Source organism: Butyrivibrio sp. AE2032 (assembly GCF_000702965.1).
This window is the reverse complement of record NZ_JNLF01000003.1, coordinates 2,747,501-2,767,241: the sequence shown is the minus strand read 5'-3', so window position 1 is coordinate 2,767,241 and position 19,741 is coordinate 2,747,501. Positions and strand designations below refer to the sequence as shown.

The following is a 19,741-nucleotide window of genomic DNA, read 5'->3' as shown; positions in this document are numbered from 1 at the left end:
AAAAAACCTCGCCAAGTGATCTGCACATCGCGCGATAGGAATATGTTGCCTTCAGCAACCGCGCTCGGCGCGAGAATGTCGCAAGCGGCATTCTTTCTTGTGGGTCCAATATGATTTATGCCGGGATAGCACTTTCCTGCTCTTCTTCCTTCTTTTCAATAACATCCTCAGCAAGGATCTGGTCACTTCTTCTTGGACCACGTACTCCAAAGCTTCCGTTATATCTAAGTTCCTTAAGGATCTTCTTAACATTCTTAAGTTCCTTGTCCATATCGGATGCTGAAGCACAGACTACAGTAGGCACTCCGCTTCCGCTCATTTCAACGCGAAGTCCCGCATCCTTAAGAGTTCTGAAGGCCTTAAGTTTATCAGTTGTACTTATCTGTTCCAATTCCTTTTCATTCTTACTCATAGATGTTGTACCTCATTTCATTATTAAACACAATATAGCACATTTCGAAGCAAATTTCAAACGCTTGTTCCTACATTTTGCACAATATCATGCACGTTATTTCGTCAATAATTTACCATAAATTTTATCCGATATACTGTTAAGTTTTTGTTTTGTACACCGATATATTTAGTGAGAACAAAAAATTCTCACTCCCCCAACAAAACTTTTTTCATACCTGGGCTGTTAAACTCCCCATTTAGCAGCCCTCCTCCCAAAAAAATCTTGTGAAAGCAACAGTAAAAAAGAAGACGCCAGACGTCTTCTTTTTTATTTATCATTCGTATAGGCCTTGATAAAAAAGTCCTTATCCTCCTGTCTTACCATGGACTTTCCATCATCTGAAATGTAATAGCTGCATCCACTTGCGCTGTAGCTGTTATGAATATTCCCTGTCAGATTGTGCCACTCATCGTAATTGGCATCACCCGTCAATTCACCGGCCTGTTCAAAAACAAGACGCCCTTCCGTCACCGGTTTAACCAAAATAAAGAAGGAATCATCTTCATCAAGCTCTATTTCCTTATCAAGCTCGAAGGTATGAAAGCCTCCGCTTATGGAAGATATCTTTTGCGTAAGAACAGGACCATCCTTTTCAAAAGAAATATCTCCCCCCTCCACAACCGGATTCAGATAAATTCCTACCTCATACTGCTGATATAGATCAAGACTCATAAATCCAATTGCCTTAAGAGTCTCATTCGCAATAGCTTTGTACAAAACTCCGTAAGGATTTGCAGAGCTTGAAAGGGTTGAGACCATATTCTTTTCATCTTCCAGTGCACTTACAACATTGGTGAAAAAGCCTGCCACCTGGTAATTGTTGTCATACCAGTTTTCATCACCTTCCATAGCAACATGATAAGCCGTTGCATTGCTTACGGCAGCTGTCTCATCGTAATAGGAAAGATAAAAACAGCCATCCTTACCGGATACTTTTCCCCAGCTGTTCTTGCAAAGCCACGCCCCGTCACCCTCGGGTCTGATCTTGAAGTTATCTGCACTATAGTTGTCATCCCATCCTATGATCAGGACCTCGTGATCCGCAGTAACTGCAGTTTCACCATCAAACGTTGAATAAAGTGTGCTGCTGTGATCCTTAAAAAACTTGCTGGAAGCATTAACCCCAATGGTAACAGAACCATGCTCCATTATCATCTGTTTAAGCATCAGACTGTTTCCAATGTTACCAGGAACGCAATATGCTCCCTGAACATGGTATTTACCACCATAAGCCTCGGAGGGCTTTGAAGCATTGTCTGTAAAGAGGTTTGCACTTCCATAGACACTGTCAAAAGCATCTCCTCCCTCTTCATCTACAGGTCCCTTCCAGGCAGTGAGAAGGTTTATGCAATAGTCGCTGACACCACCTACAGATATATATCCTGTGTCATAATCAAAAATCCAATCATTATTGTCTCCGTCAGCATTTACAAGCTCACGGTAGTCATCATCTATGTATCCATCCCTTGAACCAACTGCTCTGTGCACGTTGTAGTAAGCCAGATGCTTTTCCGAAAGATCCATGTCAGTATTGGCAATATTGTCATGGTGCCTTAATATATCGCTTTCAACAGCCCCCATACTGGCAAAGGTCCAGCAAAGATAGGAATATCCCTGATCCTCCACAGTAGTGATGTAATTGCCCCCGTCCACATCCCTGGAGTCATACTTTTCCGGAATATTCTCCGCAGAAAACGAAGTGATATCAGCAGGTGCTATGTCCTTAAAATCCTGGTTACTGTAAAATGCACCGGCATCTCCCTCACCCATTGTCACTGATTCAGAAAGTAAAACCTTTCTAACCGCCTGAACGTTCTCTGTCACAGGTTGATTTGCATCCTCCAAAACGATACTCTCTTTTACGTGAGCGTCCTCATTCTTGGTAAAAGAGCTCTCGTCGGTATTGCCGATGTTTCCGTCCTCATCACCTGAAACCAGGGCAAGATCCTCATCAGAGCCTCCGCCTCCATCTCGTCTTGATGAACCACCACCGGAAGCTCCGCAGCCGGATAAGCAAACTATTAAACTTGGAATCAGAACTACTATTATTCCAAAATTTCTTTTCATCGAAAAACCTCAGCTTAAAGCCTCGTAGTATTAAAGGAACCGAATACGGACTGGGATATGTCTTTTGCAAAGGCCTCATAGTCTATGTAATGGATGCCACTCTTCCATCCGTCAATTACTCTTAGCATGGGATAGAGCTTATCTCCCACCTTCCAAATGCTGTAACCGGCAACCACAATAGTGTGGTCTTTATAAAAGCCCCTAGCGATGTTCATTATCACCGGGCGTCCGGCAGCAATCTCTTTTACCACGTGCTTCTCAAAGCTCCAAATATAAACACCGCGGCATCTGGCCTTGATACCATACTGTTTGAAAGCCTCTCTGGTGATTCCGGAAATAAAAAAGGGCATAGTGCCCCTCTTATCCGTGTAACCGTAGGCCTCTGCCACTTCTTCAACCATCCTGTACAGCACATGGATGTCCTCAGGAATCTGCTGCAGCTTATTCACCCGTCTGTAATAATCCATGACTCTTGTGACAGCCACAACAGAGCAGTTTCTGGTTACGCGGCCACTGATCTCAGCCATGGACTGCTGATTCATCAGGATAGATCTGCCCCGTTTTACCAGAACACCCTTTTCACCGTACTGTTCCAGCAAATATTTAGATACGTTAGTTATGCCACCGTAGGGCTTTTTCATGCTGCTCCTTAATATTGAACCTCGAAGTAATAATCACCAAGGATCAGGAAGTACTTATCATCATTAGTCCTGATCTTCAGAACTGAACGGTCCTCGCCTGTGGCTGACAGACTCTTTACATCATCACGAAGAAATTCAACAGAGTCTGCACTGTCACCTACACGATTTAAAACACCATCACATACATAATAACACTTATTATCTACAGGATTCCATGCCATAAAGTTAACATTTTGTTCAATGTCAGCAACCTTCACAGGAGTTCCCTCGCCATTCTGGTACATGAGGGCTTTATTTCTGTAGTCTGATGCCCAGGCCTGTGTAAGCTCCTTATCAAGGGTGAAAGCGCCCACAGAAAAGAGGCCGGTCATGTAATCTTCCGTAGTAATATCTTTTCCATCATAGCTTACCTTTTTTAGACTGGCCGGGTTGTATTCCTTGATAACGGCCGTTGGACCATCCTCTGTAATATACATATATTCTCCGCCGGTTGTCTCAAATTTTACAAGCTGAGGATCATTTCCGTATAGGCAAAAGATACTTTGATAATTGGACAGCATCAGGCTATTAGCCAGAGAATCTGTGTCTATGATGTGGTAATAATCATATTCGTCAATGTTGGTGTACGCAGCATTACAAACGGAATAATAATAGAAACTGCTGCTTCGAAGCTTTCTGGGCTTTTTATCCCCAACCTTGAAATAACAGGTCTTTTCATCGCTGTCGAAGACCATCTGCTTGCACTCTCTGTCAAAATACGCTCTGTACAGATATTCATCGGAAAGCTGCTTCTCTCCGTCAGCTGTGTGGCAGAAGACGCCTTCCTTTCCGTCCTGATTACTATAGGTGTAATAGAACAATGCACTTCCATCATTGGGAACCGCCACAGCATGAAGGTAAAAATCATCTTCTATAGTGCCCAGTACCTGTCCATCAATCGACTTTATGACAACTCCGCTCCAATTTGAGCTGTAATACTTATATGCAAGAGTCTTTCCATTGGGCGAAATAGCCACATCCCCTACAACTCCGCCATCCATCTTGGTTGCCTCTTTGGTTTCAACATTGTACACGTAAAGGGAATTATCTTTATTTGCCATGAGATAGTAAAAATATCCCCCATCAAAGCACATTCCCGCCTCATATACATTTTCAGCTATTAGTTCCTTTTCCAGATCCCCTGTGACATAGTAGAGCTTCTGGTCGTCGGTACGAAGAACCCCTGCAGAGCGGTCCACATTAGCAGAAAAATGCAGTGCATAGGTTGCGTTTTCTGCAAATTCATCGTCCACCTTGCCTTCTGAGTTATAAAGATACTTATCAACCGCATATACCTTTGGACCATCATAGCTTCTCTTTTCAGGAATGGTGTAGGCAAAGTTTGCATCCTTCCGAATTGCCTCGTCCACATCCTCTTCATTGTTCTCGTTATCCTCACGGATTGGAAGATTCAGATCCACCTCCGGAAGCTTGATATCTATCTCAGGAGCCTTGATCCCCCATGTCTCATTGGCGTAATCTGCCGCCTTGGTGCCCACTTCGTTGAATTTCTGATCCACCTTTTCATTTCTGGTAGCGAACTTAAATCCACCTATTAAAGACACAATGACGATGCCAGCCATCGCCAATCCTACTAAAAATCTATTTCCTGAATTATTGTCGATATTGCTCATTTTTATTCCTTACCTGTTCCCCGGCACTTATTTTTTCAAACCTAAGAATTATACACCAATATTAGATGTATTGCACTTGCAAAATCCCCTGTCAACAAGGAAAATAATCTTATGAAAAAAGCAGCTGTTAACAAGAGGAAACTTAATAGTAATGACAGAATTCTTCGCCCCCGTCAGGTGGGAGAACTTCTTGGAATTTCAGAGGCCACAGTAAGAAACTGGGCAAAGCTCGGTAAAATCAACGTTTTCTCTACTTCCCCCCTTTGTTTTTTGGAAAAAGATATCCTGGCCCTCCATCAGTCACTGGAGAACTCAGGCCTACTAAAGAGTCGTCGCAACAAGACAAGACTTAATGGCCATTTCATACCCAAATCATATATTTCGTCCACTTCTCCAAATTATCCTTTGGCAAAAGAGCTTTTGGAGAGCGTTGCAGCTCTTGGCCTCTCTAAAGATTCTCTGATTCCTGCAGTTATCGGAACTGTAGCAAAAGAGCTTTTAGGCCTTCGTAAGGTTCCCGGCGAAATATCCAGGCAACTCCTTGAGCCCTTTGACTTTTCAGAGCAGATAAAAGAACTGGCCGGAACTTTTGATTATATTTATGGCGAAGATCTTCTTGGGATGTTATACCTTTCTCTAAGGGGACTTAGGGACAAGAAAAACACCGGAGCCTACTACACTCCTTATTTCGTGGTGGACAGACTGATATCAGAGATTATAAGCTATAAGACTAATCCTGATTCCACCTTTGAGGCCACAGACTGCAAGGATATCCCAACTCCCTTTTCTGGAGCCAAATACTGTGCCCCCACCTACGGAACAGAATATTCCCTGCGTACATACTGTGATCCTGCCTGCGGAACCGGGAATTTCCTCATCAGACTTCCTGATTATATTCCACTCACGCATGTTTATGGCTACGACATCGATGAGACCGCTGTCTTTATCGCAAGGATAAACCTTGCCCTGAAGTACGCTATTTCCAGCCAAACGGAGCTTGAGACTATAGCGTACAACATTAAATGCAGGGATTTTCTGCTAACAACCGAAAATATAGACAATAATCACCTGAAAGATGAGCTTGCAGCAAATAAACTGCTTACCGATGAACATACAGCAGGTTCACTGCTGATGAATGAACACACAAGGGCTTTAACAGATTCTGCGCTCGAGTCTAGCTCGAACAGGCACTGTTTTGATGTAATACTTGGGAATCCACCCTGGGGCTATGTGTATACCAAGGATGAAATTGCCTTGATACATCAAAACTACAACTCCTATCAAGGCAGCAAGATGCCTGAGTCCTTCTCTCTTTTTGTTGAGAAAGCAACTGAAAGCCTGAATGAAGGCGGATTGTTATCTTTCCTTCTTCCAGAGACTATCCTGGGAGCAGATATGCACAGAGAAATTAGGAACTTCATGCTTGAGAAGGCCTCCGTTTCCTCTCTTGTATATCTGGACGAAGTCTTTGATAAAGTCCAGTGCCCAAGCGTGATCTTGAAATTAATAAGACACTCCGTCAAAAGCGAAAAGCCCCATTCTACAAGTATGGAACTTCACCACTTACGAGGATCTGATACGACAACGCCCGTAGAAGGACCTAATATAACGGTATCTTTTGAGCAGATGAAGCGTAGACTTCCAGCAGACAGTAAAGAAAAACATGGATTATCTTACGCCAGTGATAAGGCAGGAAAAATAATAGATACAAGTAGCAGTTCACAGTTAACTGTCATAACAAACTTCACCTCAAGCCCTGACAGAATTACTCCGGACAGCTTCCACATACTTTGCGATGATGCAGAATATGCTCTTTTAAAGAAGATACGCAGCGCTCCACACTTTACCCTAAAGGATAACGCAGACTTTGCTCTTGGCATTGTCACAGGATCCAATAGCACTCTCTTAAAAAGCACACCAGATAAGGGCTTCGAGCCTATTCTGAAGGGTAAAGACATTGAAAAATACTGCATCAGACAGGCCACAAATTTTGTGCAGTTTAAGCCCGGATCTTTCCAGCAATGCGCACCAACGCAGATGTACAGGGCTGGCGAAAAGCTCTTTTACCGCTTCATTGCCGATGAACCTATCGTGGCACTGGACAGTAACCAAACACTGTCCCTTAACAGTGCAAATATCATAATTCCCCATGTTGAGGGATATTCCACAGCTTACATCATGGCTCTTTTAAACTCAAAGGTACTTAGTTTCTACTATAAAAAGAGCTTTCGTAATATGAAGGTGCTCCGCTCCTATTTAGAGGACCTTCCACTAGCAGAATGTGAGCCAAATATCAGAAAAGAGATTGAAGAACTGGCTCTAAGCATATCCAGAATGGCAGCTGAACAAAAAGCATTTTCAAATAATGGATATGCTGCTACTGCACAAGTTTCTGATTTTGAGGAGATACAGCTTCGACTTGAGAGCAAGATTGCAGGATTATATGGATTAACCAAAGAGGAAATACGCATGACTTCTTTGTAAAATGCGCTTTACTTTTCCAGTTTAAAGTGTTATAGTGAAACACGAATCATTTTTGGAGGTCGTAATAATGTCTTTTGAATATATACAAAAACTCCCAACACCGGATGAGATCAGGTTCGAGTTTCCATTAAGTAAGGAACTCACAGCTCTAAAAAAAGAAAGAGATGCCATGATCACTGATGTCTTCACAGGAAAGAGCGACAAGTTCCTGGTAATCGTAGGTCCCTGCTCTGCCGATAATGAGGACGCTGTATGCGACTACGTATCCCGTCTTGGAAAGCTTAACGAAAGGGTAAATGACAGACTTATCCTTATCCCCAGGATCTATACCAATAAGCCTCGAACAACAGGTGAAGGCTACAAGGGAATCACCTCCCAGCCTGATCCGGAGGGAAAGACTGACTTCAGAGCAGGTCTTATTGCCATGAGACATATGCAGATCAAAGCCATCGAGGAATCAGGTCTTACTGCAGCAGATGAGATGCTTTATCCCGAGAACTGGGGTTATGTAGCAGATATCCTCTCCTACGTGGCAATCGGAGCCCGTTCCGTTGAGGACCAGGAGCATCGTATGACAGCCAGCGGTTTTGACGTTCCTGCAGGTATGAAGAACCCTACCAGCGGAACCTTAAGTGTAATGCTCAACTCTGTTTATGCAGCTCAACAGCCTCACACCTTCGTATACAGAGGCTACGAAGTTAATACCAACGGAAATCCTCTTGCTCACTGTGTTCTGAGAGGTTCTAATACAAAACATGGTCAGTCTATCCCTAACTACCACTACGAGGATTTAAGTCTCCTCTTAAAGCTCTACCAGCAAAGAGAGATTATCAATCCTGCAGCCATCATTGATGCCAACCATAACAACTCCAACAAGCAATTCAAGGAGCAGATCCGTATTGTAAAAGAGGTGCTTCATTCAAGAAGCCTTAATCCTGATATCAAGAGTCTTGTAAAGGGTGTAATGATTGAAAGTTACATTGAGGAAGGTTGCCAGAAGATCGGCGAAGGCGTATATGGTAAATCCATAACAGATCCTTGCCTTGGCTGGGATGACACAGAAAAGCTTCTTCTGGAAATTGCCGAAATGGCATAATTCACACATAGAAAATGGCAACGGAGTACCAAGTAATCCGCTGCCATTTTTTTAGTTCCTTACTCTTGCCCACTGATATGGGTCTTTTACTTTATCTCTCTTCTTTATGTAGCGCGAAATCGTGTTACTATCCGAATACCCCATCAGCTCCTGAACTGAGGAAACATCCGCCCCATTGTCCACCAGATGAACCGCAAAGGAGTGACGCAGAGTAAACGGAGTAATGTCAGATTTAACTCCGGCTTTCTTAACGTAGGTCTTAATAAGCTTCCATAGACCCTGGCGACTCATTGGAACTCCTGAACAGTTCAGGAATACTGTTTCGTCATCCTCTGCCCCATCAAGAAGCTGCGCCCTAGCATCAAGCAGATATGCAGAAAGCGCCTCTTTTGCCTTCTTTCCATAGGGAATCAGTCTGTCTTTGCCATTCTTTGCTGTTCCCTTAAGCCTGATACAGCCTATACTCAGATCTATGTTTGAAAGCTTAAGCGAGATCATCTCTGAGGTCTTAAGTCCTGTGGCATACATAAGCTCAAGTATTGCCTTATCTCTTTTGCCCTTGGCATCATCTGTAAAGCGCTGTGAAAGCAGATTCTCTATTTCCACAGTAGAAAGCACCCTGGGCTCAGTCTTTTCAATCTTTGGACTCTTTAGTTTCTCAGCTGGATTTTCCTCAATATTACCATTTTCAAGCATATAGCGGAAAAAAGCCTTTATTGAGGTATTGTGCCTGGTAATGGAAGAAGGAGCAAACTGTTCCTCCCTCAAACTGGCGGCATAATCTAAAAGCCTGTCCTCTGTAATATCCCTAACATCCCTGATGCCCCTTTCTTCCATGAAAGCCATCATTCTCATGAGATCTCTTTTATAGGATAAAACTGTGTTCTCTGAGGTATTCTTAATGCTCTGAAGATACTGCGTAAATTCCAGAATCTGCTCGTCCATCATGACTGTTCCCCTTTAACAATTCTCACTGTCCATTATTTCTGTTAACTTAGAATAAATGTCACAGCTGTCAAAGGTTGCAAAGTAATCCCTTGCAGTCTCTGCACGCCTGATGAGTTCTACACTTCCATCCTTCTTAAGGAGCAGCTCTGCGCTCTTAAGCTTTCCGTTGTAGTTGTAACCCATAGCAAAGCCATGAGCTCCGGCATCATGAATAAAGAGATAATCCCCCTTATCGATCTTGGGGAGGGGCCTCTCAATAGCAAATTTATCGTTGTTCTCACAAAGTGAACCTGTTACGTCATAAACGTGATCTAAAGGAGCATCCTCTTTTCCCAAAACAGTGATATGGTGATATGCGCCATACATTGCAGGTCTCATAAGATTTACTGCGCATGCATCAACACCAATGTACTCCTTATAGATGTGCTTTTCATGGATAGCCTTGGTCACAAGTGCTCCATAAGGCGCCATCATGAAACGCCCCATCTCAGTATAAATAGCTACATCGCCCATACCGGCAGGAACAAGTACCCTGTTGTACTGCTCCTCCACACCCTTTCCTATGGCATAGATATCATTGCCTGTCTGATCAGGACGATAAGGGATTCCTACTCCGCCAGAAAGATTGATGAATGCAATATCCGCTCCAGTCTCTTTTTCCAGCTCCACAGCAAGCTCAAAAAGCTGACCTGCCAGAGTTGGATAATAATCATTAGAAACAGTATTACTTGCCAAAAAGGCGTGTATACCAAATTTCTTAGCTCCCTTTGACTTAAGGATCTTATAAGCCTCAAAGAGCTGATCCTTGGTCATACCGTACTTGGAATCCCCGGGATTGTCCATGATGCCATTGCTCATCTTGAACACTCCACCGGGATTATATCTGCAGGAAATAACCTCAGGGATCTTTCCTATAGTCTTCTCAAGAAAGTCTATATGGGTAAAATCATCGAGATTGATGATAGCCCCGATCTTATCAGCATAAACAAATTCACTGGCAGGAGTATCATTTGAAGAAAACATGATATCACTACCCTTTGCACCAACAGCACTGGAAAGCATAAGCTCTGTGGCTGATGAGCAGTCAAATCCACAGCCCTCGTTCATAAGGATTTCCATAAGCCTGGGATTGGGAGTGGCCTTTACAGCGAAATACTCCTTAAAGCCCTTGTTCCAGGCAAAAGCTTCGTGAACAGCCTTAGCGTTTTCGATGATCCCTTTTTCATCATAGATATAAAAAGGCGTGGGATAGTTCTTAGCTATTTCCTCTACCTGCGCCTTGGTGACAAACGGTTTTTTCATAATATTCCTCCTGATCCATAAAACTTATGTAACACTTTAACACGTTGGTGTATCAATATGCAAGAGTTAAATATTATCAATCTGCCAATCTATAGGTTTTATGCCCTGAGATTCAAGAAATTCATTGCACTTACTAAAATGCTTGCAGCCAAAGAAGCCCCTGTAGGCTGAAAGCGGACTTGGGTGCGGTGCTGTCAGTACAAGCTGCTTTGGATTATTCAGCATAGCCTTCTTCATCTGGGCAGGTCTTCCCCACAGCATATAGACAATGGGCCTGTCCTGCTCATTAAGAGCCTTTATTATCGCATCGGTAAACTGCTCCCAACCTTTTCCCTGATGGGAATTGGCTGCATGTGCCCTTACAGTCAGAACAGTATTTAAAAGAAGCACTCCCTGATCGGCCCATTTTTTCAAATACCCGTTATTTGGAATGTAGCATCCAAGGTCATCACTTAGTTCCTTATATATGTTTACCAAAGAAGGTGGTGTGTCAGCTTTTCCAGGAAGCACAGAGAATGACAAACCATGGGCCTGTCCCGGCTCGTGGTATGGATCCTGCCCCAGGATCAGCACCTTAACCTCCTTGAGAGGTGTATAATGCATTGCATTGAAAATATCCTCTGAAGGAGGATAAACCACCTGTGTACTGTATTCATCTTTAACAAACTGGTATAAATTCCTGTAGTAGGGCTTTTTAAATTCCTCTCCTACAGCTTCAAGCCAGTCACCTGTAATCATGCCCATCTGACCGGAACTCCTCTCCCCTTCAGATACTCTTTTACCTGATTGATCTCAAGCTCTTTATAATGGAAAAGAGATGCTGCCAGTGCTGCGTCTGCTTCTCCCTCTGTAAGTGCATCATAGAAGTGCTCTAATGTTCCAGCTCCGCCTGAAGCAATAACCGGCACAGGAACTGCTCTGGCAACTGCTTTGGTGAGCTCAAGATCATATCCTGCCTTGGTGCCATCGCAGTCCATACTGGTCAAAAGAATTTCTCCTGCTCCCAGGTCCACAGCTCTTTTAGCCCACTCTACGGCATCAATGCCCATATCAATTCTTCCGCCGTGTTTGTAGATGTTCCAGCCGCTGCCATCTTCCCTTCTCTTGGCATCTATGGCAAGAACCACGCACTGGCTTCCAAATTTATCCGCAGCCTCGGCAATCAGCTCAGGTCTGTCTATTGCAGCAGAATTCACAGAAACTTTGTCTGCGCCTTCTCTAAGGATCGCCCTTACGTCATCAACAGTCCTTATTCCGCCGCCTACGGTAAATGGAATAAAGACCTTTTTGGCAACCTCCCGGACCATATCAGCCACAGTAGCACGCCTCTCATTAGAAGCTGTGATATCAAGGAAAACCAGCTCATCAGCTCCTGCCTTGGAGTAGGCCTCTCCTACAGCCACCGGATCTCCTGCATCTTGCAGATTAACGAAATTTATCCCCTTAACTACCCTGCCATTATTAACATCAAGGCAGGGAATGATTCTTTTTGTGAGCATCTATTCTTATACCTCCAGGAAGTTTTTGAGAATCTGCATACCTACATCTGCACTTTTTTCAGGATGGAACTGACATGCAAACACATTTCCGCTCTCCACAGAAGCATCAACCTTTACGGAATAATCTGTAGTAGCTGTTACTATGCTCCTATCCTCGGCCTTAAGATAATATGAATGAACAAAATAAACATAAGCTCCTTCATCTATGCCCTTAAAAAGCCGTCCTTTATTGGGAAAAGTCAGATTGTTCCAACCAATCTGAGGGATCTTGTACTGATTTCCCGCCTCATCTTTTGACGGCATCTGAAGTATTCCACCACGCAAAATGCCCAGACCAGCCACTTTATCTGATTCCTCACTGAAATCAAATAACAGTTGCTGACCCAGGCATATTCCCAAAAAAGGTACTTCCTTTTTTATTACTTCTTTTATTACGTCTTCAAGGCCGTATTCCCTGATACGGTTCATGGCATCACCAAAGGCACCTACTCCGGGAAGTACCACGTGATCCCCTCTGTAGATATCCTCAGGATCTCTTGAAACCACTACTGAAGCTCCAAGATAATCAAAAGCCTTCTCAACGCTCTTAATATTGCCGGCATCATAGTCTATTATCGTAACCACTGCGCATCTGCTCCTTTCAAAAGTGTAGATGCTTCAAAGCAGTTATGATTCGATTGTTCCGACAATCTCCATGAGCCTGATAGTATAGTCTCTATCTTTCTTAATGGAGTTGATCTCAGCCACATCCTCAGCTGAAAGCCCATAACTCTCTGAAAGCAACAATTCTATACTAGCATACACGTCCTGAACTTCATTTTCAACACTATACTTTGCAGCTTCCTCAAGAAGATCATCACGGTTGCGCATAGCCATAAGAAGCATATCCAGGGCTTCTTCCTTCATGTTCATGGCTGTATAGTTCTCATAGCCATCCAGATATCTCTGGGACCAGGCAAGAACTCTTGACTGCTCATAGATAACGCTCTCTTCCTCAGTCATATCTTTGCCATAAAGCATCTTATACGCTGTCGTATATTCCTTATGAGTATGAGCTGTTTTGGCTCTATTGCTGGCAATCTTATCAGGAAGTGCAAAGGCAGGTATACACACCAAAATTCCAAGGCTGGCTGCGAACAGGAATGCTAAAGCAACCTTCTTAGGAGAGATGGCCTTTTCCGGAACTCCCGGATTCTTAGGAGGCTTTGGCTTTTTCTCCTTCTTGGGCTTTGGAGGTTTCTTCTCCTTCGGCTTCTTTTCCTTCTTTGGCTTTTCTTTCTTAGGCTTCTTTTCCTTCTTCTCTTTCTTTTTCTTGCTCTTTTTGCCTCCGTCTTCGCCGAGCTCATTAAGAACCTGCTGGTTCTCGTCAGTCAGGCTTGCAAGCCCTTCACCATCAGTCTCTTCATCTTCCCTTGTAAGAGCCTTGAGGAGTCTTGCAAAGAAGCCTTCCTTCTTCTCCTTCTTTTTCTTGCCATCTTTTCCTTCGGATTCAGAGCCTCCTCCGCCTCCTCCGGAGCCTCCACCTGAACTTCTGTCAGGTATGGATGCCAGTTCATCAAGGGATGGTTCTCCCTCTCCCAGATCTCCAAAGCCATCTTCGGTAAGAGCACCTAAAATATCCTCTTTAGGAATCTCCTCTTCCTGAGGATGTCCGGACTCTTCATCCTGTTTAGCAGTACTTTCCAGATCCTCTATTTCATCATTAGCCAGGCTGTTCATGAGGGCATCCAGATCCTGCATGGAGACATCATCTCCAGCGCCCTCCTCACTTGCTGCGTTGGCATTTTCCTGGGCTATATCTGCGAGAGCTGCAACTTCTCCCTCAGTAGCAGTATTGTCCCCCTCTTCACCACCCAAAAGATTATCAAGGCTGGCCTCTAAAGCATCAAGATTAAAGTCATCCTCTGATAAAGAATCCAAAGACACATCAGAGGTAGCTGACTCCTGAGTCTCTTCTGCAGGGGCTTCTGAAGGTTCCTCCATAAGTGCTTCGCCGGACATAAGATCATCTAAACCTGTTGGTTCCGAAGGTGCCTGTTCTTCCGGAGCAGCTTCATCAATCATTTCATCAAGACCGGCCTCTTTAGCCAAATCATCCAGATTCATGTCATCCAGTGACAGATCATCCAGATTCAGACCGTCTTCTCCACTTTCAGGAGCACTTGGTTCCTCACTTTGAGCAGGTTCTTCAGGTTCACTCTCTATGGGAATTTCAGGCACACTTTCTTCAAGTGGTTCTGGATCACTCTCTATTGGTATTTCAGGTACACTATCCTCAGGAATATCCAGGATGCTCTCCTTGGGTGCCGGAGCTTCCTTTGGTATTTCATCTTCGCCAAGAGCCATATCCATTGCTGCTTCCAGATCTTCCAGCGAAACCTCTTCTTCCTTGATATTATCAAGAACATCGCTAAGACTTTCCTGCACCGACTCCTCAGCAGGGGCCGTGAGATTGTTATCAGGCATGTCATCTAAAAGATCTGTAAGAATCTCTTCAGGTGTCTGATCAGCATCAGAGTCCTGCTTATTATCCAAAGCAATACCACTATCCTCCGGAAGCGAAACCTCCGGAGCCATTTCTAAAAGAGCGTCGTCCCCCTCCTCAAGGTCAACTATAGGAGATGGTGTGGGAACAGGTTCAGGTTCCTGCTGGGGGGCAGGTTCTTCTACCGGAGAAGCGTTAAATTTCCCACTTCGTATTTCTGCATCAAGGCGCTCTGCATCTGCAATTGCTTCATCAAGAGCTATTTCTTCAGGATCACGTACATCATTTATACTTGGAGCATCACCAACAGTAAACTTAGGAATTCCGGATTCTGAAGGGCTCTCAATATCATCAAGAAGGTCGGCCATTCTCTCATCTACCATGACTCCCTGATCCAGCCTGTCGAGAAGACTACCAATCTCCCTTAGATCCTCATTTCCATTTGAATTATCTACAAGCGCACCAAGATCCCCTGATCCATTTCCCATTTCGGAACCAGAGGACTTCTTACCTGACATTCTGCTAAGTGCAGACTTAGGATTACTATTATTTGATTGCTGAGCGGAATTTAGAAGGCTGTCCAGGTATTCTTCGTCGTTTGACTTCATAGACCTTCACTCTCCTGCAAAATATAATCAACTGAATTCATTTTAATTGAATCAGTCTTATCTTTTATCTCAGGGGTATGCTGATAGAGCTTTTCGTGAACTCTGACAAGATGCGCTTTCTGATTGATAAACGCAACCTTCTCAAAAGGCCATCTGATAACGGTAGGATAATCCAATGAGACCCCCAGCTCAAGCAAAAGCAGATTGCTTCCTACAGTACCAGTCAGATATTTCATGTACATATCCCAATTGGGCAGATATGCACTCTCGTTATATTTAATATTACTATATTCCAGCCTCTTTTGGTTAAGGTAAAGCTCTTTTCCATTAAAATAAGGTTTATTTAATCTCTCACCTTCCTCCAAATGGCCATTTTTCTTAGTAACAATCTCATGAACTTTATCTATCAGATCCATGAAGTCCCGGACTTTAGGTGCTTCCATCAAAGGATCTGCAGCGTCCATTGTCTGAAGAAATCTATAGGTTCCACAGGGATAAACAGAAGATTTCTCCTCAAAACCATTTAAAAGCGCATCCTGAAGGAAAAGTTCAGAAATAAGGAAATATCTCTTTTCCCCAATAAGGGTGCGAAGGGCTTTATATGCCTTATCAATAGTCTCGTCATTGTTGTAATAGGCATATTCAAATTCAACCACAGGAAGCAGCCACTCATTGCCCTCTCTGCGACAATACTGGATCAGGTCGCTATATCTTTCATCCCCATTTATCCCTGACCTTATCCAGTTCCACTCGTTTCCAATCCCAACAATGATCAGATCACAACCACTGATATACTCTGATAATCTTTTTTCCATTCTCCTCTAATTCCAGTCTAATAAAATACTCCCCTCACCGACAGTCATTGAAAACGTGTTTCATAACTGAGAGCAAAGGGAGTCTTAGTCAGTTAGTATTAACCTGCATCAGATGCATTAACCAGTTCATCTATCACAGAAACAAGATTACCAATCTCTGGCTTTGATAACTGTCTGTCTGCTCCAAGGGATTCTCCCTTTCTTCTCATTTCTTCGTTAACAAGAGATGAGAAAATGATAAGAGGTATGTCCTTAGTAGCATCATCACTCTTGATGAGCTTTGTGAGCCTGTGACCATCCATGATAGGCATCTCAATATCGGTGATGATACATTTGATCTTATCAAGCTCATTTCTGTCCTTACATGCCTTGATATAATCGTATGCAAGCTTACCATTTTCAAAGTGTCTTACATTATTATATCCTGCCTTGTTAAGAGAATCTACAATCAGCTTGTTAAGGAGCTGTGAATCCTCTGCAAGAACAATAGGAACCTCATTTCTTGGACGAGAACCAATGTCACCAAGAGCGTCCATATTAAGACCTGTATTAGGATTGATATCAGATACGATCTTCTCGAAGTCAAGAATGATAATAAGCTGATTCTCAAACTTGATGATACCTGTAGAGATACTCTCCTCTGCCTTTGAAATTGTGGCATTAGGCTTAATGATATCAGCCCAGGAAACTCTATGGATACCAACAACCGAATCAACATGGAATGCAATATCCAACTTGTTGAAATTGGTGATAATGAAAAGTCCGCCAGCCTTAGAAGCTCCACGCTGTAAGCAATTTCTAAGGTCAATTGCAGTTATCATAGTATCACGTGGCATAAAGATGCCTTCGATACTGGGGTGAGCATTAGGTACCGGAGTAACCTCCTGATACACAATGATCTCTTTGATCTTCGCTACATTGATGCCATAGCAATGATCATCAATCTTAAACTCAAGGACTTCAAGTTCGTTGTTACCACTTTCAAGCAGGATTTTTGATTCCATTCTTCTACCTCGCGCGAAAAAATAAAGTAAGTGACACGATCAAAAAAGAAAAAACTAACACAAAACCGATTGAAAATCTTTTGAATATCCTTTTTTAGTATAGCATAGTTTTCTGAAAATAAATATAAAAAAACAAAAAAGACGGGCAGTTGACCGTCTTTTTAGAATTCATTTATAAGTTTTTTATAATTGTATCTTCAAAACCGAACACTGAAATCTCGAAAATCTTTAGTTCCTATCATGCTAACAATGAAGTTCTGCTCTCGTGCTAAAAGCACTCGCCAGAACAACACTCGAACTAGGTTCGGTAATACCTCACCAAGTTCTCCTAGTTTGGATAAGCCCTCGACCTATTAGTACACATCAGCTGAACACGTTGCCGTGCTTACACCTTGTGCCTATCTAACCTCGTACTCTCCAAGGGGTCTTACTGCCGAAGCAGGGATATCTCATCTTGAGGGGGGCTTCACGCTTAGATGCCTTCAGCGTTTATCCCTTCCGGACGTGGCTACCCAGCCTTATGCATCTGGCGATGCAGCTGATACACCAGCGGTCCGTCCATCCCGGTCCTCTCGTACTAAGGACAGCTCCTCTCAGATATCCTACGCCCGCGCCGGATAGGGACCGAACTGTCTCACGACGTTCTGAACCCAGCTCGCGTACCGCTTTAATGGGCGAACAGCCCAACCCTTGGGACCTGCTACAGCCCCAGGATGCGATGAGCCGACATCGAGGTGCCAAACCACTCCGTCGATGTGAACTCTTGGGAGTGATAAGCCTGTTATCCCCAGGGTAGCTTTTATCCGTTGAGCGATGGCAATCCCACTTTCATACCACCGGATCACTAAGTCCTACTTTCGTATCTGTTCCACCCGTCGGTGTCACAGTCAGGCTCCCTTATGCCTTTGCACTCTACGAATGGTTTCCGTCCATTCTGAAGGAACCTTTGAGCGCCTCCGATACCCTTTCGGAGGCGACCGCCCCAGTCAAACTCCCCGGCAGACATTGTCCCCGGACCCGATTCAGGATCCTTGGTTAGAAAACCAGCATCATAAGGGTGGTATCCCAACAGCGACTCCACTGCAACTGACGTCACAGCTTCTTAGTCTCCCACCTATCCTGTACATATAATACCGGCTCCCAGTATCAACCTGGAGTAAAGCTCCATGGGGTCTTTCCGTCCTGGCGCGGGTAACCAGCATCTTCACTGGTACTTCAATTTCACCGGGTGCATTGCCGAGACAGTGCTCAAATCATTACGCCTTTCGTGCGGGTCGGAACTTACCCGACAAGGAATTTCGCTACCTTAGGACCGTTATAGTTACGGCCGCCGTTTACTGGGGCTTAAATTCAAAGCTTCGCTTGCGCTAACCTCTCCTCTTAACCTTCCAGCACCGGGCAGGCGTCAGCCCATATACTTCACCTTTCGGTTTCGCATAGACCTGTGTTTTTGCTAAACAGTTGCTTGAGCCTCTTCTCTGCGGCCCACGTCTTAGGTGGGCTCCCCTTATCCCGAAGTTACGGGGACATTTTGCCGAGTTCCTTAACAATGCTTCTCCCGTCGGCCTTAGGATTCTCTCCTCATCCACCTGTGTCGGTTTACGGTACGGGTTATGCATACGCAATAGTGGCTTTTCTTGGCAGTCATATCTGATGCTTCGCTACTAATCTTCGCTCCCCCTTGCGGGACCGGATTTTCCTTTTCCGGCTCATCCCTTTTGCCTGCGTCCCCACAGTTCTGATATACATAAGTGCAGGAATATCAACCTGCTGTCCATCGACTACGCCTTTCGGCCTCGCCTTAGGTCCCGACTTCCCCAGGGCAGATCAGCTTTACCCTGGAATCCTTGGATATTCGGCCTGGAGGATTCTCACCTCCATCTCGCTACTCATTCCGGCATTCTCTCTTCTAAACGCTCCGCCGCTCCTTTCGGTACGGTTTCTACGCCGCTTAGAATGCTCCCCTACCGATCATATGTACCCGTAGATACATACCATCCCCAGGCTTCGGTGTCGTGTTTCAGCCCCGGTAATTTTCGGCGCAGGACCTCTCGGCTAGTGAGCTATTACGCACTCTTTGAATGTGTGGCTGCTTCTGAGCCAACATCCTAGCTGTCTATGAAATCCCACATCCTTTTCCACTTAACACGCACTTTGGGACCTTAGCCGTGGATCTGGGCTCTTTCCCTTTTGACTACCCAACTTATCTCGTGCAGTCTGACTCCTGTGCTTATCCTTATTGGCATTCGCAGTTTGATAATCTTTGGTAAGCGGTGAAGCCCCCGCGGATATTCAGTGCTCTACCTCCAAAAGGAATGCTACAGGGCTAGCCCTAAAGCTATTTCGGGGAGAACCAGCTATCTCCGAGTTCGATTGGAATTTCTCCCCTATCCACAGCTCATCACCACCCTTTTCAACGGATGTGTGTTCGGACCTCCACAGCCTTTTACGGCCGCTTCATCCTGTCCATGGATAGATCACCCGGTTTCGGGTCTATGTATAAAGACTATTCGCCCTGTTCAGACTCGGTCTCCCTTCGGCTATTTACCTTAAGTACTTAACCTCGCCTCCATACATAACTCGCCGGACCGTTCTACAAAAAGTACGCGATCACCCACGTATGGGGCTTTCGCAGCTTGCAGGCACAGGGTTTCAGGTTCTCTTT

14 protein-coding genes and 1 rRNA gene (1 of these 15 only partly in view) are annotated in these 19,741 nt (G+C 44.3%); 2 read left to right on the top strand and 13 right to left on the bottom strand.

The genetic code is table 11. The features are described 5' to 3' along the window. Positions 1–115: 115 nt before the first annotated feature. The 4 genes from BO18_RS13880 to BO18_RS13865 all read right to left on the bottom strand — a co-directional run bounded on the left by BO18_RS13880 (position 116) and on the right by BO18_RS13865 (position 4,835). Positions 116–412: a hypothetical protein gene (locus BO18_RS13880; protein WP_034446878.1), complete on the bottom strand. Its 297-nt coding sequence runs from the start codon at positions 410–412 to the stop codon at positions 116–118. A gap of 309 nt (positions 413–721) precedes the next feature. Next, the gene (locus BO18_RS13875) at positions 722–2,521 is read right to left on the bottom strand and encodes a C1 family peptidase (protein WP_034446877.1); all 1,800 of its coding nucleotides are present in this window, start codon (positions 2,519–2,521) and stop codon (positions 722–724) included. 14 nt (positions 2,522–2,535) lie between these two features. Continuing rightward, positions 2,536–3,162, bottom strand: a complete 627-nt coding sequence (locus BO18_RS32800) for a C39 family peptidase (RefSeq protein ID WP_051688728.1) — start codon at positions 3,160–3,162, stop codon at positions 2,536–2,538. 8 nt (positions 3,163–3,170) lie between these two features. After that, positions 3,171–4,835: a TolB family protein gene (locus tag BO18_RS13865; RefSeq protein ID WP_034446876.1), complete on the bottom strand. Its 1,665-nt coding sequence runs from the start codon at positions 4,833–4,835 to the stop codon at positions 3,171–3,173. A 111-nt stretch (positions 4,836–4,946) separates the two neighbouring features. On the opposite strand from BO18_RS13865, the gene BO18_RS13860 reads away from it, so the two are divergent. After that, positions 4,947–7,319 carry a TaqI-like C-terminal specificity domain-containing protein gene (locus tag BO18_RS13860; protein ID WP_034446873.1) on the top strand — a complete coding sequence of 791 codons (2,373 nt, stop codon included), beginning with the start codon at positions 4,947–4,949 and terminating at the stop codon, positions 7,317–7,319. Positions 7,320–7,386: 67 nt separating this feature from the next. After that, complete coding sequence (locus BO18_RS13855; RefSeq protein WP_034446871.1) at positions 7,387–8,415, top strand: 3-deoxy-7-phosphoheptulonate synthase; 1,029 nt, start codon at positions 7,387–7,389, stop codon at positions 8,413–8,415. 51 nt (positions 8,416–8,466) lie between these two features. Here BO18_RS13855 and BO18_RS13850 read toward each other — a convergent pair whose 3' ends face one another. From BO18_RS13850 to BO18_RS13810, 9 genes are all read right to left on the bottom strand, one after another. Beyond that, positions 8,467–9,363, bottom strand: a complete 897-nt coding sequence (locus BO18_RS13850; protein WP_242856563.1) for a tyrosine-type recombinase/integrase — start codon at positions 9,361–9,363, stop codon at positions 8,467–8,469. A gap of 12 nt (positions 9,364–9,375) precedes the next feature. Beyond that, positions 9,376–10,668, bottom strand: a complete 1,293-nt coding sequence (locus BO18_RS13845; RefSeq protein WP_034446869.1) for a diaminopimelate decarboxylase — start codon at positions 10,666–10,668, stop codon at positions 9,376–9,378. Positions 10,669–10,731: 63 nt separating this feature from the next. Continuing rightward, positions 10,732–11,409: a uracil-DNA glycosylase gene (locus tag BO18_RS13840; RefSeq protein ID WP_034446868.1), complete on the bottom strand. Its 678-nt coding sequence runs from the start codon at positions 11,407–11,409 to the stop codon at positions 10,732–10,734. After that, positions 11,400–12,164 carry an imidazole glycerol phosphate synthase subunit HisF gene (gene hisF / locus BO18_RS13835; protein ID WP_034446867.1) on the bottom strand — a complete coding sequence of 255 codons (765 nt, stop codon included), beginning with the start codon at positions 12,162–12,164 and terminating at the stop codon, positions 11,400–11,402. Before hisF ends, BO18_RS13840 begins: the two co-directional genes overlap by 10 nt. A 6-nt stretch (positions 12,165–12,170) precedes the next feature. Continuing rightward, the gene (hisH, locus tag BO18_RS13830) at positions 12,171–12,788 is read right to left on the bottom strand and encodes an imidazole glycerol phosphate synthase subunit HisH (RefSeq protein WP_034446865.1); all 618 of its coding nucleotides are present in this window, start codon (positions 12,786–12,788) and stop codon (positions 12,171–12,173) included. Positions 12,789–12,830: 42 nt separating this feature from the next. Then, positions 12,831–15,257, bottom strand: a complete 2,427-nt coding sequence (locus tag BO18_RS13825) for a hypothetical protein (protein WP_034446863.1) — start codon at positions 15,255–15,257, stop codon at positions 12,831–12,833. After that, positions 15,254–16,072 (bottom strand): hypothetical protein, encoded by an 819-nt coding sequence (locus BO18_RS13820; protein ID WP_034446862.1) that lies wholly within the window; start codon positions 16,070–16,072, stop codon positions 15,254–15,256. The genes BO18_RS13825 and BO18_RS13820 overlap by 4 nt, the downstream gene beginning before the upstream one ends. 98 nt (positions 16,073–16,170) lie before the next feature. Continuing rightward, complete coding sequence (locus tag BO18_RS13815) at positions 16,171–17,076, bottom strand: chemotaxis protein (protein ID WP_034446861.1); 906 nt, start codon at positions 17,074–17,076, stop codon at positions 16,171–16,173. A 333-nt stretch (positions 17,077–17,409) separates the two neighbouring features. Then, positions 17,410–19,741: ribosomal RNA gene (locus BO18_RS13810) — 23S ribosomal RNA — on the bottom strand (it continues 532 nt past the right edge of the window).